The following is a 15198-nucleotide window of genomic DNA, read 5'->3' as shown; positions in this document are numbered from 1 at the left end:
GCTCCCTTACTCATCAGTTGACGTGGTATTTCTTTCGGGCCCCTCCTCTGACGAGGCCCGACGCTCCGTTGCGATCAGCTCGTTCAGCCAGCGCACCTCGCGCTCGACCGACTCGAGCCCATGACGCTGCAGCTCGAGCGTGTAACTGTCGAGACGCTCCCTGGTGCGCGCCAGCGCCGTGCGCACCGCGTCGAGCCGCTCCTCCAGCCGGCTACGGCGTCCTTCGAGGATGCGCAGGCGCACCTCTGCCTCGGTGTGGCGGAAGAACGCGAAGTGCACACCGAAGCTCTCGTCCTCCCAGGCGGAGGGACCGGCCTGCGTCAGCAACTCCTGCAGCCGTTCCTTGCCCTCGGCGGTCAGCTTGTAAACGATCTTCGATCTGCCGCCGACGATCGTGGCGGGAGCGGGCTGCTCCTCCGCGATGAGGCCCTGAGCCAGAAGCGATCGCAGACAGGGGTACAGCGAACCGTAGGAGAACGCGCGGAACATCCCCAGCAGGGCGTTGAGCCGTTTGCGCAGCTCATAGCCGTGTAGCGGAGTCTCGTGCAGCGACCCGAGCACGGCCAGCTCCAAGACCCTGCCCTGTCCGCCGGCCACCGGAACCGCCTCCTCTCGCGTCGATGTATCGAGCCGATACATCCCGAGGATACGTCGCACCGCTATATCGCGGCAATCTATGAATCTGCCAAGCCGTTGGGATGGAGTCGCAAAACGCCGTAGTCTGGCGCTCATGTGGTCCCAGAGAAGGGTGGTGGATTACGGCCTGGCGAAACGGGCGGTAGTCCGATCCCTGCGTGCGGGGCAGGCCTCGCGCGGCGATGTCTGTGACGCACAGCCGTACCTCCTTCGCGCGGCGCGCTACTTCGGCGAGCCGACCGAACGCCTCTGCCCGGTCTGCGAGAGGGAGAACGTCACCAACGTGACCTATGTCTACGGCGATTCGCTTGGGCGGCATGCCGGTCAGGCAAAGGTGGCGTCAGAACTCGTCGCAATGGCCCATGATTACGATGAGTTCCGGGTGTACGTGGTCGAGGTCTGCCAAGGTTGTTCCTGGAACCACCTGACGGTTTCGTACATCCTTGGCAACGGACCGCCTGATGCCGCTGGCCAAGCGTGATGACCGAGGGCGGCGAGAACCTCACGCCCAACCGCCGTTTATGTTCCGACGACGATGCGAGGACGTGTGAGTAACAGCATGAATGAGGGGGCCGGTCGCCCGGGAAGGCGCCGTCGCTCCAGCTCATCCCGTTCTGTGCCCCAGGATTCTCCCCCGCAAACCGGCGAGTCGAGCTGGGGAGCGGCGCAGCCGCCGCGTCGTCCGGAAGCCGCCTACGAGCAGACCGGCGCCATGGCCGCGCAGCCGTACGACGACCAGCCGAAGCGCGGCGACCAGCCGCCGGCGCGCTCGCGCGCCCGGCAGGACACGCGCACGGTGAGTAACCAGGAGACGATGGTCAGCGACGCGCCGCGGCGCTCGCGCAGGAGAGGCGAGGGCGAGCCGCCGGAGCCTCCGGGGCCGCCGACCAAGAAGGACGGCGGCAAGGACGGCGGCAAGGGCGGCTGGCGCAGGTTCGTGCCGAACTGGAAGATCGTCATGGCCGGGTTCGTGGTGCTCGCCGCCGGCCTCTTCGGCATGATCATGGTGGCGTACGCCAACACGCCGGTGCCGACCGCCGACGACGCCAAGGCGGAGGCGCTCGCCCAGCAGAGCACCCTCTATTACCGGGACGGCAAGACCGAAATCGCCAAGCTCGGCACAAAACGTGAGCGCGTCCCGATCTCGAAGATGGACCAGACGGTCAGGGACGCCGCGGTGGCCATCGAGAACAATACGTTCTACGAGGACTCCGGCATCTCGATCTCCGGCATGTTCCGCGCGCTCTACATGACCGCGACCGGGCAGCAGCTGCAGGGCGCCTCGACGATCACCCAGCAGATGGCCAGTAACTACTACGACGGCCTCAACCGGGAAGTCTCCATCAAGCGCAAGGTCATGGAGATCTTCGTCGCGGTCAAGCTCAACGACGAGCTGAGCAAGGACCAGATCCTGGAAAACTACCTGAACACCGTCAACTTCGGCCGGGCCTACGGCGTCGAGGCCGCCGCCAAGGCGTACTTCGGCGACAAGGTCACCGCCGCGAAGCTGACGCCGGAGCAGGGCGCCTACCTCGCCGCGCGCATCCAGCAGCCCAACTGGGAGCCCGACGCGCCCGCGCTCAAGAGCCGCTGGACCACCGTCATCGACTACATGTCCAAGCAGTGGCCCGAGCGGTACGGCAACCTCCCGCAGACCGCCAAGTTCCCCAAGACCCGTAAGAACAGCGACGACAACGAGCTCGGCGGCATCAAGGGCTACATGGTGATGCAGGTCCTCCAGGAGCTGAAGGAGCGCCGCGGCCTGACCCCCGACGCGGTCCGCAGTGGTGGGTACCACATCACCTCCACCTTTGACCGGAAGCTCATGCTGGCCGCGCAGGAGGCGGTCAAGAGCACGACCGCCAGCATGAGCAAGGAGTTCCACGCGGGGCTGGCCGCGGTGGATCCGAAGAACGGCCGCGTTCTGGCGTTCTACGGCGGCACCAACTACATCACCGACCCGTTCAACGAGCCCTTCGACGCCAAGAAGCAGGCCGCGTCGGCGTTCAAGCCGTACGTGCTGGCGGCCTGGCTGCAGGCCGGCTACTCACTCAAGAGTTACGTGCCGGGCAACGAGACGGTGCCGAAGGAGATCCCCGGTGTGCAGAAGGAAGGCATCAGGAACAGCCACAACGTCGGCAGGTCCATCGATGTGATCAAGGCCACCGCCGATTCGGTCAACACGGCGTACGTGTCGATGGCGTACAAGCTGCCTGGGCAGCTCGGTGAGTTGAAGAATCTCGTCGAGTCGGCCGGGTTCAACCAGCAGCGCATGGAAGACGACGTCAAGGAGCACAGCTACCAGTTCGCCATCGGCAGCGCCCTGGTGACCCCGGTCGAGCAGGCCGCCGGCTACTCCATCTTCGCCAACGGCGGCAAGTACACCAAGTACCACGTGGTCCAGAAGGTCGAGCAGGGCGGCCAGGTCGTCTACGGCGAGCAGAGGTCGGCCAAGAAGATCATCGACCCCGCGGTCGCCGCCGACGCCACGGTCGCCATGCAGGAGGTGCTGCGCAACGGCACCGCGCGGGGCAAGGGGCTGGGCAACCGGCCGGCCGCCGGCAAGACCGGCACGAACAACGACGAGAAGGAAGCCTGGTTCGTCGGCTACACGCCGCAGATCTCCGCCGCGGTCGGGTTCTACCGCGAGGAGTGCAGGACGAAGACGGGCAAGGTCGTCCAGCCCATCCACTCCAACTGCCCAGTGACTCCCCGCGGCAAGCCGCACACCAAGTACAACGGGAACAACCCCTACACCAGGCCCTATGAGGTGTCCCTGGAATTCGAGGGCGCCGGTCCGCCCACGCTCACCTGGCAGAAGTTCATGACGCTCGCCCACGAGGGCCTGCCGGTCGAGCAGTTCCCGAAGAGGGCCGAGGTCGGGCTGCCCGAGAACATCGTGCCGAGCCCGACGCCCACGCCGAAGCCGGAGGACGAGAACCCGTTCGACAGCGGGGACGACCCCTTCGGCGACCAGAACGACGACCAGGACTGCCTCATCGGCCCGTGCGATGACAACGTGACCCCCACCGGAGAGCCCACCATCGACGACGGCGGTCCCGATTTCCCGCAGACCGCCAACGGCGACGTGGCCGGTGGCAACAACGGCAACAACGGCAACGGTCACGGCAACGGTGGCGGGCGGCTGCCTGAGCCGAGGCCCACGGGGTGGGCGTCGATGGCCCGGCCCGAGGACCGGTGACGAGCGTGGAGGTGCGCGCCCCCTTCGTGGCGCGCGCCGTGCCGTACCTACCCCTGGGGCTGATCGCGGCCCTGGGGGCCACCCTCGCGTACGTGGTGCGCCTGCCGTGCCGCACCGGCGGCTGGAACGACCAGGTCTCGACTTACACGAACTTCTGCTACACCGACATCTACCCCCTGTACTTCGACAGGGAGCTGGCCACCCAGAACCCCTACTTCGCCCAGGGCGTGCCGTTCGACAAGCAGGTCGAGTACCCGGTCGTGCTGGGCGAGGTCATGCAGGTGATCAGCTGGCTCGCCAGGGCGGTCACGCCCGAGGCCGCGCAGGCGGTCAGGTTCTACGACCTGACGGTCATCCTGCTCGGCATCAGCCTCGTCGCCGGCGTCCTGCTGATGGCCGCGGCGGCCGGGCCGACGCGGCGGTGGGACGCGCTCTGGTACGCCATCTCGCCCGCCGTGGTGCTGGCCGCCTACATCAACTGGGACCTGGTCGCCGGGGCGCTGTCGATGGGCATGCTGCTGGCCTGGGCGCGGCGCAGGCAGGTGCTGGCCGGGGTGCTGCTGGGGCTGGCCATCGCGACGAAGTTCTATCCCCTGATGTTCCTGGGCGCGTTGTTCCTGCTCACGTGGCGTACCGGGCGATGGCGACCGTTCCTGGTCACGCTGGCCTCGACCGCGGGCACCTGGCTCGTGGTCAACGTGCCGTTCATGCTCTTCGCTTGGGAGGGATGGCGCAGGTTCTACGTCTTCTCCCAGGAGCGCGGGGTCGACTGGGGTTCGCCGTGGTTGTTCTTCCAGAACAAGGGGTGGCCCATCCTCGGCGAGGGCGACGTGAGCAAGCTGGGCATGGCCTCGCTGGCCATCCTGTGCCTGGGCATCGCCGTGCTCACGCTGACCGCGCCGCGCCGGCCCAGGCTGGCGCAGATCTGCTTCCTGGCGCTGGCCGCGTTCATGATGACGAACAAGGTGTGGTCGCCGCAGTTCGTGCTCTGGCTGGTGCCGTTCGCCGTGCTGGCCAGGCCCAACTGGAAGCCGCTCGTGCTGTGGCAGCTCGCCGAGGTCTGGTACTTCGTCGCCATCTGGCTCTACCTGCTCTCCCAGCCGCCGCTCAGCAGGAGCGACCTGGGCATCGGTGACGACACGTACTTCACCGCCGTCTGGGGGCGGGTCATCACGATCGGGATCATGATGGCGTTCGTCGTGCGGGACATCCTCCGTCCCGACAAGGACGTGGTGCGCCAGGCCGACATCGACGACCAGGCGGGCGGCGTCTTCGACGACGCTCCCGACCGGTTCACGCTGGCGCCCGTCGTTCGATGATCACCCGCTCGGCCGGCCGGGACGCGCTGCTGCTCTGGTTCGGCTCGCGGGCCGGGCTGCTGGTGGCGACGCTGCTCGGGACGGCGCTCGGCACGTACGCCGGCAAGTGGCGCCAGTGGGACGCCGGGCTGTTCATCACGATCGCCCAGTACGGCTACGACGGCGAGCCCGGCAAGCCGGTGGACGACGGGCTGCCCGCGTTCTTCCCCGGGTTCCCGGTGGTGCTGCGGGCCGTGCACGTCCTCGTGCCGGACTGGGCGGCGGCCGGGCTGCTGATCTCGCTGGTCGCCGGGGCGGTGGCCATGGTGTCGCTGGCCCGGCTGGCCGAGCTCGAAGGCGCGTACGGCTGGATGGCGGTGCTGGGGCTGCTGCTCTACCCGATGGCGGTGTTCCTGTCGGCGGGTTACAGCGAGTCGCTCTTCCTGGCCTTCGCGATCCCGGCGTGGCTGGCCGCCAGGCAGGGGCTCTGGTCGGCTGCCGCACTGCTCGCGGCGGGGGCCTCATGTGTGCGGATCACGGGGCTGTTCCTCGCGGTCGCGCTCGTCGTGGAGTTCTGCACGAGCAGGGAGCCCGTTCGGCGGGCCGGGTGGCTGGCCGTGCCCTTCGTGCCGCTGGTGGCGTACTCGTACTACCACTACAGCCGGTCGGGCGACTGGCTGGCCTGGAAGCACGCGCAGGAGGCCGGATGGGGGCGCGACTTCGCGTGGCCGTGGGACGCCTGGAAGACGACCTGGCGCTCGGCCATGGGCTCCGACGACTTCGCCGTGGCCTTCCGGATGGAGATCGCCGGCGCCGTGGTGGCGTTCGCGGTGCTGATCTGGCTGCTCCTGCTGCGCAGGTGGAGCGAGCTCGTCTACACGGGGTTGCAGGCGGCGGCGCTGATGACGTCGGCGTACTACCTGTCGATCCCGCGCTCGCTGCTGCTGTGGTTTCCGCTGTGGGTGCTGGTCGCGAAGGTCGCGACCAGGAAGCCGTGGGTGATGGCCGGGTACGCGCTGATCTGCGGGCCGATCATGCTGCTCAACGCGGGACGTTTCCTGAGCGGCGCGTGGGCGGGCTGATTTCTATACCCGCTTCTTCGTCTCGGTAATCCAGGAAAGTTATCCACAGGCTGTGTGTATTTCCTAGAGGTTCTTCCGCAGGAACGCGATGTCGTCCGCCTGGCCCTCGGCGGGGGTCTCCACCACGATCGGCGCGCCGGCCGCCCGGCAGACCGCCAGGATCAGCTCGGAGTCGATCTTCCCCTTGCCCAGGTTGGCGTGGCGGTCGGCGCCGGAGTCGAAGTCGTCGCGCGAGTCGTTGCAGTGGACCAGGTCGATCCGGCCGGTGATGGCCTTGACCCGCTCGACCAGGTCGACCAGCTCCTCGCCGCCCGCATGGGCATGGCAGGTGTCGAGGCAGAAGCCCACGTCGAAGCCGTCGAGCGCGTCCCACAGCCGGGCGATGCGCTCCAGCTTGCGCGCCATGGCGTTGCCGCCGCCCGCCGTGTTCTCGATCAGCACGGGGATCGGGCACTCCATGCGCTCGAACACCTTGCGCCAGTTGTCGAACCCCGTCTGCGGGTCGTCGTTCTTGTTGACGTGGCCGCCGTGCACGATCAGGCCCTTGGCACCGAGGCCCGCGGCCGCCTTGAGGTGCTGCTCGAGCAGCTTGCGGCTGGGGATCCTGATGCGGTTGTTCGTGGTGGCCACGTTGATCAGATAGGGGGCGTGGATGTAGATGTCGACGCCCTCGACCGCTTTGGCGGGCAGCACCGGCTTGTCGTAACCCTGGGGATCGCCGAGGAAGAACTGCACCACCTCGGCCCCCACCTCCTCCGCGTGAGCGGCGGGGTCGTCCTGATCGACATGAGCTCCGATGCGCACCATAGTCCCCGAGCTTACGGCCTGCATGACCGGCGAAGCGCGGTTTGCCGGGAGCGCGTCAGGGCAGTCGGCTGGCGCCCCCTACGCGAGGAGAAGCGACATGGCACGCTGGCGCTGGCGAGCGCTGATCTTATTGATCTACGTCGTGATCGGGCTCTACGTGGCCTGGGTGTACGACTACATCACCCCCGGACTGCTCAGGGACGTCGCGGAGGCGTTGCTGGCGGTGTTCCTCTGGTTCCTGGTCCTGCTCGGAATAGACCTGCACATCGGCAGGTGAGCCTCATATCGAACGGCCCCGGGACGTGTGCCGGGGCCGTTGCTCATGGATGGGGAAGGAAACCGCCGTGGGCGATGCCGAGGGCAGCCCCCACGAACGACCCGACCAGGCCGATGATGTTGAGCGAGCGCTGCGGCGTGGTCGCCGATACGTACTGGGAATAGAGCCCCACGCCGAAGCCCAGCGTGCCGAACCACGACGAGATCGGGTGCGCGGAGACCCAGAACGTCGAGACGAAAGCCACCACGCCGCATGCCAGCGCGGCCACGGCAAGGCCGTTTTCCACAGGGTGAGACTGTCCGTCGGTGTTGAGCGTCAGCCTGAACCGCTCCCTTTCGGAGGATTGAAGCACGTGTGGCACTACCACCACCCCCTAGGTTTCCTAAAGGCCTTCCCACGTACTCGCGGCTGGTAACCTGGGCACGCTGCGTTGTGATGGGTGATCCATCGCCCCGAGGTGCCGAAAGGGGCGCCCCGGGCACCGGCGTCAGCGTCCTCCTGTCACGGCAGAGTGTCGTGACCGCAAGAGTCCAGAGGAGGTTGGAGTCCCGCATGCGTCGTTACGAAGTAATGGTCATTCTGGACCCTTCGCTCGATGAGCGCACTGTCGCGCCGTCCCTCGACCAGTTCCTCTCCGTGGTCCGCAACGACGGCGGCACCGTGGAGAAGGTCGACGTCTGGGGCCGTCGCCGTCTCGCCTACGACATCGACAAGAAGTCGGAAGGCATCTACGCCGTCATCGACCTGTCCGCGGAGCCCGCGACGGTCAAGGAGCTCGACCGGCAGATGAACCTCAACGAGGGGATCCTGCGCACCAAGGTCCTGCGTCCGGACGTGCACTAACCCCCGGTTTTTGTCGGGGAAGCCCCGTACTCTGAGCCGTAACCCAAGCGAAGGCGTGCAGGAAGGCGAGCGCTAGCCATGGCAGCAGGCGACACCGTAATCACCATCGTCGGCAATCTCGTCGACGACCCGGAGCTGCGCTTCACCCCGACGGGGCAAGCGGTGGCTCGATTCCGCATCGCGTCCACTCCGCGGTTCATGGATCGCCAGACCAACGAGTGGAAAGATGGCGAGAGCCTCTTCCTGACCTGCAACGTGTGGCGTCAGGCGGCGGAGAACGCCGCCGAGAGCCTGCAGCGCGGCATGCGGGTCATCGTGCAGGGGCGGCTCAAGCAGCGGTCTTACGAGACCAAGGAAGGCGAGAAGCGCACCGTTTACGAGGTCGAGGTCGACGAGGTCGGCCCGTCCCTGCGTAACGCCACCGCCAAGGTCAACCGCACCTCCCGCCAGGGTGGCGGCGGCGGCGGCTTCGGCGGCGGCCCGGCCGACGACCCGTGGGCCTCCGCGACGCCCGCCCCGCCCCAGGGCGGCGGCTTCGGCGGCGGCGGTGGCGGCTACGGCGGCGGCCAGCAGGGCGGCGGCGGCGGTGGCGACTTCAGCGACGAACCGCCTTTCTAAAACCTGTCCACAAGCCCGAGTCCATTCCCGCCCGGAAGGCGGGGCTCTGAAAGGAGCACCACGATGGCTAAGCCGGCACTGCGCAAGCCGAAGAAGAAGGTTTGCCTGTTCTGCCACGACAAGATCTCCTACGTCGACTACAAGGACACGGCCCTGCTGCGGAAGTTCATCTCCGACCGCGGCAAGATCCGTGCGCGCCGGGTGACGGGCAACTGCACCCAGCACCAGCGCGACGTGGCGACCGCGATCAAGAACGCGCGTGAGGTGGCCCTGCTGCCTTACACGAGCACCGCGCGCTAAGGAGGCCTGTCGATATGAAGCTCATCCTCACCAACGAGGTCTCCGGCCTCGGCACCCCTGGCGACGTCGTCGAGGTCAAGGACGGCTACGGCCGTAACTACCTCATCCCGCGCGGCTACGCCATGCGCTGGACGCGCGGCGCCGAGAAGCAGATCGAGACCATCAGGAAGGCGCGCGACGCGCGCGAGATCCGCGACCTCGGCACCGCCAAGGAGGTCGCCGGCCAGCTCGGCGCCCTGCGCGTCCGCCTGTCCACGCGCGCCGGCGAGTCCGGCCGCCTGTTCGGCTCGATCACCACGGGCGACATCGCCGAGGCCGTCAAGGCCGCCGGCGGCCCGATCCTCGACCGCCGCCGCATCGAGATCGTCAACCCGATCAAGAGCGTCGGCTCCCACCGCGTCACCGTCAAGCTCCACCCCGAGGTCTCTGCCTCTGTGGACATCGAGGTTGTCCCGGCCTGACGCCGCTCAAGAGCCCCCTCCCTTTCCGGAGGGGGCTTTTGTTTGTCCCGGATCGCCCCCGCCTCGGATGATTTCCGTGGTCAGGGGCACCCTCCGCGTAATTTCCTATTCGAGCATCGTAGAATGCGTTCGTTCTTTCGCGCTTTCCCCCTGGAGGCTCTGGCCATGGCCCGTCCCCTCATGCTGCTCGCGCTGGCCGTGGCGCTCGTTGGTTGTGCGCCCGTGGACAACACGGACAGCACGGCCAGCACCGCCGCGTCACCGTCCACCGCCTGCACCAAAGAGCAGCTCAAGCTCGTCACTCCCGGCAAGCTGACCATCGGGACCGACAAGCCTGCCTACGAGCCCTGGTTCAAGGACGACGATCCCGGCAACGGGCAGGGGTTCGAGAGCGCCGTGGCCTTCGCCGTGGCGGGGGAGCTGGGCTTCGACCGTACTGAGGTGCAGTGGAGCACGGTCAAGTTCGACTCGGCGTTCGCGCCCGGCGAGAAGCAGTTCGACTTCGACGTCAACCAGGTGTCCATCACGCCCGAGAGGGCGAATGCCGTGGACTTCAGCAAGGGCTACTACGCCGTCAAGCAGGCCGTCGTCGCCATCGACGGGAGCAAGTTCGCGGGGGTGAAGAGCCTGGCCGAGCTCAAGGACGCGAAGATCGGCGTACAGGTGGGCACGACCTCGTTCGACGCGGTCAAGAGCGTCATCAAGCCCGCCGACGAGCCCAACGTCTACAACGAGCAGATCGACGCCGTGAACGCGCTGAAGAACAAGCAGGTGGACGCGCTGGTCGTCGACCTGCCGACGGCGTTCTACGTGACGGCCGCGCAGGTCGAGAAGTCCAAGATCGTGGGCCAGTTCAGCTCGACGGGTGGCACGCCCGAGGAGTTCGGGCTGGTCATGGAGAAGGGCAGCGCGCTCAAGCCGTGCGTCGACAAGGCCGTGGACGCCCTGAAGTCGAAGGGCGAGCTGGCCAAGATCGAGCAGCAGTGGCTCGGCTCGGCCGCGGGCGCGCCAGAGCTGAAGTGAGCGCGCGGCGGTGAGTGAGCACGCCCAGGCGTGGGTCAAGTCGGAGCGGCAGCTCCAGCGGGAGCGGGTACGCAAGTCGCACGCCCGCCGCTCCACCTCGATCGCGACGGGTTCGACGATCGTCTTCATCGTGCTGGTCGGGTGGGTCGTCACCAACTCGCCCGGCTGGCCCCGTGTGCGGAAACTGTTCTTCGATCCAGGGAACTTCGCCGCGGCGCTGCCCGACGTGCTGAGCGGCTTCCTGCTCAACATCAAGATCTTCCTGATCGCCGAGCCGCTGATCCTCGTCGTCGGGCTGCTGGTCGCGCTTGCCCGGGGGATCAAAACACCGGCGTTCTTCCCGATCCGGGCGCTGGCCACGCTCTACACCGACGTCTTCCGCGGCGTGCCGACGATCCTGGTGATCTACCTGATCGGGTTCGGTCTGCCCGCCCTCCGGTTGCAGGGCATCCCGACCGACCTGGCCACGCTGGGCATCATCGCACTGACGCTCTCGTACGGCGCCTATGTGGCCGAGGTGTTCCGGTCCGGCATCGAGTCCATCCACCCGAGCCAGGTCGCCGCGGCCCGCTCGCTGGGGCTGAGCCACGTCAAGACCATGCGGTTCGTGGTGCTGCCGCAGGCCACCCGCAGGGTCGTGCCGCCGCTGCTGAACGACTTCGTCTCGCTGCAGAAGGACACCGCCCTCGTGGCCACCATCGGGCCGCTCGAAGCGCTCAGGCAGGCGCAGATCCACGTGGCCAGCACGTTCAACTACACGCCCTACCTGGCGGCCGCGCTGCTGTTCATCCTGCTCACCATCCCCATGGCCAGGTTCACCGACCACCTGGCGGCCCGTACGCGCAGGAGGCGCGGAGCATGAGCCTTCTGACGATAGAGGGGGTGTGGAAGAACTTCCACGGCCACAGCGTGCTGCGCGGCATCGACCTGGAGGTGCACCCGCACGAGGTGGTGAGCCTGATCGGGGCCTCCGGCTCGGGCAAGTCCACGCTCCTGCGCTGCGTCAACCTGCTGGAGACCGTGGACGACGGCGCGATCTTCCTCGACGGGGCGGAGATCACCGATCCGCGCGCGAACGTGGACGACGTGCGCAAGCGGCTGGGCATCGTGTTCCAGTCGTTCAACCTGTTCCCGCACATGACCGTGCTGGAGAACATCACGCTGGCGCCGCGCCAGGTGCACAGGACGGCCAGGGCGCAGGCCGAGGAGCAGGCGCACGACCTGCTGGCCAGGTTCGGGCTGGCGGACAAGGCGGGGTCGTACCCCGACCAGCTGTCGGGCGGGCAGCAGCAGCGGGTGGCCATCATCAGGGCGCTGGCCACCCAGCCCAGGCTGATGCTGCTGGACGAGGTCACCTCGGCTCTCGACCCCGAGCTGGTGATGGAGGTGCTGGGGATCATCAGGGAGCTCAAGGAGTCGGGCATGACGATGATCCTCACGACCCACGAAATGAGCTTTTGCCGCGATATTTCGGACATGGTGTGCTTCCTCGACGGTGGCGTGCTCCTCGAGAAGGGACCCGCCGAGAAGATGTTCAGCGATCCGGAGCACCCCAGGACCAGAGAGTTCCTGCGTAGCGTGTTGCAGTCAGGCCGGTTCTAGCGCCGGTGGCGCCCGCGGGCCGGCTCGACCGGGTCGCGGGGCCGGGCCAGCAGGCTGTGGCGCCGGCCGTACACGAGGTAGACGAGCAGGCCGAAGGCCATCCACAGGGCGAACCACGCCCAGGTCACCACCCGCAGGTTGACCATCAGCCAGAGGGTGGCCACCAGCGACAGCGCCGGCAGCAGCGGCGAGAGCGGCACCGTGAAGCCCCGCTCCAGGTACGGCATGCGCCGCCGCATCACGATCACTCCGGCCGCCACGAACGCGAACGCGAACAGCGTCCCGATCACCACGAGCTCCTGCATCGTGAGCACCGGGACGAACTCGGCCAGCACGATGGCGACGAACCCGATCACCAGCGTCACCCACGACGGCGTGTGATACCTGCGGCTGACCGCGGCCAGGCGGCCGGGGATCAGCCCGTCGCGGGCCATTGAGAACAGCACCCGCGTCTGCCCCACGATCAGCACCAGGATCACGGTCGACAGCCCGAGCACCGCGCCCACGTCGATGACGTGCGCCATCCAGTCCACGCCGACCGCGCGGAAGGCGCTGGACAGCGGATCCTCCACCGAGATCTTCGTGTACGAGACCATGCCCACCATGACCAGCGCCACGGCGATGTAGATGATCGTGGCGATGACCAGGCTGCGGATCATGCCCTTGGGCATGGCCTTGGGCGCGTTCACGGTCTCCTCGGCGGCGGTCGCGACGACGTCGAAGCCGATGTACGCGAACGCGATGGCCGAGGCCGCCGCGAAGATCCCGAACCAGCCGAACACCTGGCTCTGCCCGAAGAGGACCTCCAGCACGGTCGCGGGCGGCGTCGGCAGCGTCTTGGGCGGGACGTGGAAGTCGCCGAAGTTCGCCACGTGGATGTGCGGCAGGCCGACGACGATGACCGCCCCGATGGCCAGCAGCTTGGCCGACACCATGACCCACAGCGCGCGCAGCCCGACCCGTGCGCTCAGCGCCACGACGCCGGCGAGCAGCACCAGGATCACGAGCACGAGGGCGTCGCCGACGAGCTGCTCGTCCGGCACGCGTACCCCGAAGTTGGAGATCGCCCTGACCGTGATCGTGGCCCACGCCCTGGCCACCACGGCGACGGCGAACTGCAGCTCCAGGATCAGCGCCCAGCCGATGATCCACGCCCAGACCTCGCCGAAGATGACGTACGTGAAGGTGTAGGCACTGCCGGAGGTCGGCATCGTGGACGACAGCTCGGCGTAACACATGCAGGCGAGCAGGCAGGCGATGCCCGCGATCATGAAGGAGAGTATGACGCCGGGCCCCGCCGTGGTGGCCGCCTGCCGCCCGGCGATGGAGAAGATGCCCGCGCCGATCATCACACCGAGTCCGAGCACCACCAGGTCGGCCGGGCGGTAGAGCTCGGCCAGACTGTGTCGGGCTCCTGTGCGTAACCCGGTCGCCTCAGAGGGCGACAGCCGTCGCAGAATCCTCGTCAAGGAACACCCCGCTCAGGGAACTCCCGACAATCCTGAACAACACCCAGCACGAAGGGGTCACGGTGCGGCCGCGTTTAGCGGTCCACCGCAGGCAGCGGTTTGTGCGCCTACGGTGCGGCCGCGTTTAAGAGGGCTGTGTCATGCCCCGGTCACCAGCCACTCAGTGCCCGCGGCCCGGCGTACAAGAGTGATCAAACGCGCGATCATCCACACTCCGAGCGCGCACCAAAGAGCAACGACCCCCAACCCGGAGGCGAGGAAGGCGGCGGGGAGGTACGCCAGAGTCGTCCACACCCCCGCCCACACCAGATAACGCTGGTCGCCCGCGCCGATCAGCACACCGTCGAGCACGAACACGACCCCGCACACCGGCTGGAACGCCGCCACCGGCCACAGCAGGGCCAGCAGCAGCTCGGTGACCACCGGATCCGCGTCGAACAACCCGGGCAGCACCGGCCTGGCGGCGATGACCAGGACGCCGAGCAGCACGCCGGACCATACGCCCCACTGCACCATCCTCCTGGTGGCGGCCCTGGTGGCCGCGACGTCTCCGGCGCCGAGCGAGCGTCCCGTGATGGCCTGCCCGGCGATGGCGATGGCGTCCAGAGCGAAGGCGAGCAGCGTCCACACCTGGGTGGCGATGGCGTACGCGGCCAGCTCGGCCTCGCCCATCCTGGTGGCGATCATCGTGGCCGCGAGCAGCACCACCCGCAGGCAGACGGTGCGGACGAGCAGCGCGAACCCAGCCGTGCCCGCCTGTTTGACCCCCTCGAGACCCGGAGTGAGCGGCGTGCCCAGCCTGATCGCGCCCCTGGCCACCACGGCGAGGTAGACGGCCGCGCCCAGCGTCTGCGCCAGCACCGTCCCCCAGGCCGACCCGGCGATGCCCCACCCTAAGCCCAGCACGAACCAGGCGTTCAACGCGGCGTTCAGCAGGAACGAGCCGATGGCCACCACCAGCGGCGTGACCGTGTCCTGCAGCCCGCGCAGCACCCCTGTCCCGGCCAGCACGACCAGCATGCCGGGCGCGCCGAGCAGGCTGATCCGCAGGTACGTCACGGCCTGCGCCCCCTGCTCGCCACCCGCCCCGAACAGCTCCACGATTCCGGGGGCCAGCGGCCAGCACACGGCTATGAGGGCGACGCCGATGGCCAACGCCAGCCAGATCCCGTCCACACCGCTGCGCATGGCCCGCGCGTGGTTCCCCGCGCCCGTCTGGCGCGCCACGGAGGCCGTGGTGCCGTATGCGAGGAAGACACACAGGTTCACCAATGTGGCCAGAACGGTGCCCGCCACGCCCAGGGCGCCCACTGCCGTGGTGCCCAGCCCATGCCCCACGATGGCGTAGTCGGCGAGCAGGAAGAGCGGCTCGGCCACCAGCGCGCCGAACGCGGGCACTGCCAGCCGGAGTATCTCCCGATCCCTGGATGTAATGGGCATTTGTCTATTATGGCCATTACGCGGCTTGTTAGGGAAACTTTCTTTTCTCCACAGCTGGTGGATAACGTTCTCGCAGGTCAGGGGCCATTTGGCGACCATCCCCAAGAGTTATCCACAGCCTGTGTCCACAGGCCTTTCAC

The 15198-nt window shown here is 67.8% G+C and carries 17 protein-coding genes; 12 read left to right on the top strand and 5 right to left on the bottom strand.

Going from position 1 to position 15198, the window contains the following annotated elements; genetic code table 11:
* Positions 1-6: 6 nt before the first annotated feature.
* Complete coding sequence (locus ABN273_RS06300; protein WP_349447672.1) at positions 7-597, bottom strand: PadR family transcriptional regulator; 591 nt, start codon at positions 595-597, stop codon at positions 7-9.
* Positions 598-676: 79 nt separating this feature from the next.
* On the opposite strand from ABN273_RS06300, the gene ABN273_RS06295 reads away from it, so the two are divergent.
* The 4 genes from ABN273_RS06295 (at position 677) to ABN273_RS06280 (ending at position 6218) form a co-directional block, all read left to right on the top strand.
* Positions 677-1117: a DUF5318 family protein gene (locus tag ABN273_RS06295; RefSeq protein WP_349447671.1), complete on the top strand. Its 441-nt coding sequence runs from the start codon at positions 677-679 to the stop codon at positions 1115-1117.
* Positions 1118-1252: 135 nt separating this feature from the next.
* Positions 1253-3838 carry a transglycosylase domain-containing protein gene (locus ABN273_RS06290; RefSeq protein ID WP_349447670.1) on the top strand — a complete coding sequence of 862 codons (2586 nt, stop codon included), beginning with the start codon at positions 1253-1255 and terminating at the stop codon, positions 3836-3838.
* Positions 3835-5157, top strand: a complete 1323-nt coding sequence (locus ABN273_RS06285; RefSeq protein ID WP_349447669.1) for a glycosyltransferase family 87 protein — start codon at positions 3835-3837, stop codon at positions 5155-5157. Before ABN273_RS06290 ends, ABN273_RS06285 begins: the two co-directional genes overlap by 4 nt.
* Positions 5154-6218 carry a mannosyltransferase family protein gene (locus tag ABN273_RS06280; protein WP_349447668.1) on the top strand — a complete coding sequence of 355 codons (1065 nt, stop codon included), beginning with the start codon at positions 5154-5156 and terminating at the stop codon, positions 6216-6218. Before ABN273_RS06285 ends, ABN273_RS06280 begins: the two co-directional genes overlap by 4 nt.
* A gap of 63 nt (positions 6219-6281) precedes the next feature.
* Here the strand turns inward: ABN273_RS06280 and ABN273_RS06275 are convergent, their stop codons facing one another.
* Entirely contained in the window at positions 6282-7025 is a 744-nt protein-coding gene (locus ABN273_RS06275) for a deoxyribonuclease IV (protein ID WP_349447667.1), read from the bottom strand.
* A 97-nt stretch (positions 7026-7122) separates the two neighbouring features.
* Between ABN273_RS06275 and ABN273_RS06270 the strand changes: the two genes are divergently transcribed.
* The gene (locus tag ABN273_RS06270) at positions 7123-7302 is read left to right on the top strand and encodes a hypothetical protein (protein WP_349447666.1); all 180 of its coding nucleotides are present in this window, start codon (positions 7123-7125) and stop codon (positions 7300-7302) included.
* Positions 7303-7345: 43 nt separating this feature from the next.
* Here the strand turns inward: ABN273_RS06270 and ABN273_RS06265 are convergent, their stop codons facing one another.
* On the bottom strand, positions 7346-7588 hold the full coding sequence (locus ABN273_RS06265; protein ID WP_349447665.1) for a hypothetical protein: 243 nt from the start codon (positions 7586-7588) through the stop codon (positions 7346-7348).
* A 266-nt stretch (positions 7589-7854) separates the two neighbouring features.
* Here ABN273_RS06265 and rpsF point away from each other — a divergent pair, with 266 nt between their 5' ends.
* From rpsF to ABN273_RS06230, 7 genes are all read left to right on the top strand, one after another.
* On the top strand, positions 7855-8145 hold the full coding sequence (gene rpsF / locus ABN273_RS06260; protein WP_080044189.1) for a 30S ribosomal protein S6: 291 nt from the start codon (positions 7855-7857) through the stop codon (positions 8143-8145).
* A gap of 78 nt (positions 8146-8223) precedes the next feature.
* Positions 8224-8763, top strand: coding sequence for a single-stranded DNA-binding protein (locus ABN273_RS06255; protein WP_349447664.1), 540 nt, complete (start codon positions 8224-8226; stop codon positions 8761-8763).
* A 63-nt stretch (positions 8764-8826) separates the two neighbouring features.
* Entirely contained in the window at positions 8827-9063 is a 237-nt protein-coding gene (rpsR, locus tag ABN273_RS06250) for a 30S ribosomal protein S18 (RefSeq protein ID WP_020543048.1), read from the top strand.
* A 14-nt stretch (positions 9064-9077) separates the two neighbouring features.
* Positions 9078-9524 (top strand): 50S ribosomal protein L9, encoded by a 447-nt coding sequence (rplI, locus tag ABN273_RS06245; RefSeq protein WP_349447663.1) that lies wholly within the window; start codon positions 9078-9080, stop codon positions 9522-9524.
* A gap of 123 nt (positions 9525-9647) precedes the next feature.
* Positions 9648-10547 carry an ABC transporter substrate-binding protein gene (locus tag ABN273_RS06240; RefSeq protein ID WP_349447662.1) on the top strand — a complete coding sequence of 300 codons (900 nt, stop codon included), beginning with the start codon at positions 9648-9650 and terminating at the stop codon, positions 10545-10547.
* A gap of 10 nt (positions 10548-10557) precedes the next feature.
* Complete coding sequence (locus ABN273_RS06235) at positions 10558-11409, top strand: amino acid ABC transporter permease (RefSeq protein ID WP_349447661.1); 852 nt, start codon at positions 10558-10560, stop codon at positions 11407-11409.
* Entirely contained in the window at positions 11406-12149 is a 744-nt protein-coding gene (locus tag ABN273_RS06230) for an amino acid ABC transporter ATP-binding protein (RefSeq protein WP_349447660.1), read from the top strand. The genes ABN273_RS06235 and ABN273_RS06230 overlap by 4 nt, the downstream gene beginning before the upstream one ends.
* Here ABN273_RS06230 and ABN273_RS06225 read toward each other — a convergent pair.
* Both ABN273_RS06225 and ABN273_RS06220 read right to left on the bottom strand, forming a co-directional pair.
* Positions 12146-13618 (bottom strand): APC family permease, encoded by a 1473-nt coding sequence (locus ABN273_RS06225; RefSeq protein WP_349447659.1) that lies wholly within the window; start codon positions 13616-13618, stop codon positions 12146-12148. The two genes, ABN273_RS06230 and ABN273_RS06225, sit on opposite strands and share 4 nt — an antisense overlap.
* A 138-nt stretch (positions 13619-13756) precedes the next feature.
* Positions 13757-15058: an MATE family efflux transporter gene (locus ABN273_RS06220; RefSeq protein ID WP_349447658.1), complete on the bottom strand. Its 1302-nt coding sequence runs from the start codon at positions 15056-15058 to the stop codon at positions 13757-13759.
* Positions 15059-15198 lie beyond the last annotated feature (140 nt).

This window comes from Nonomuraea sp. B19D2 (assembly GCF_040137845.1).
GTDB lineage: Bacteria > Actinomycetota > Actinomycetes > Streptosporangiales > Streptosporangiaceae > Nonomuraea.
The sequence above is the reverse complement of the archived record's forward strand: the minus strand, read 5'-3'. Positions and strand labels throughout refer to the sequence as shown.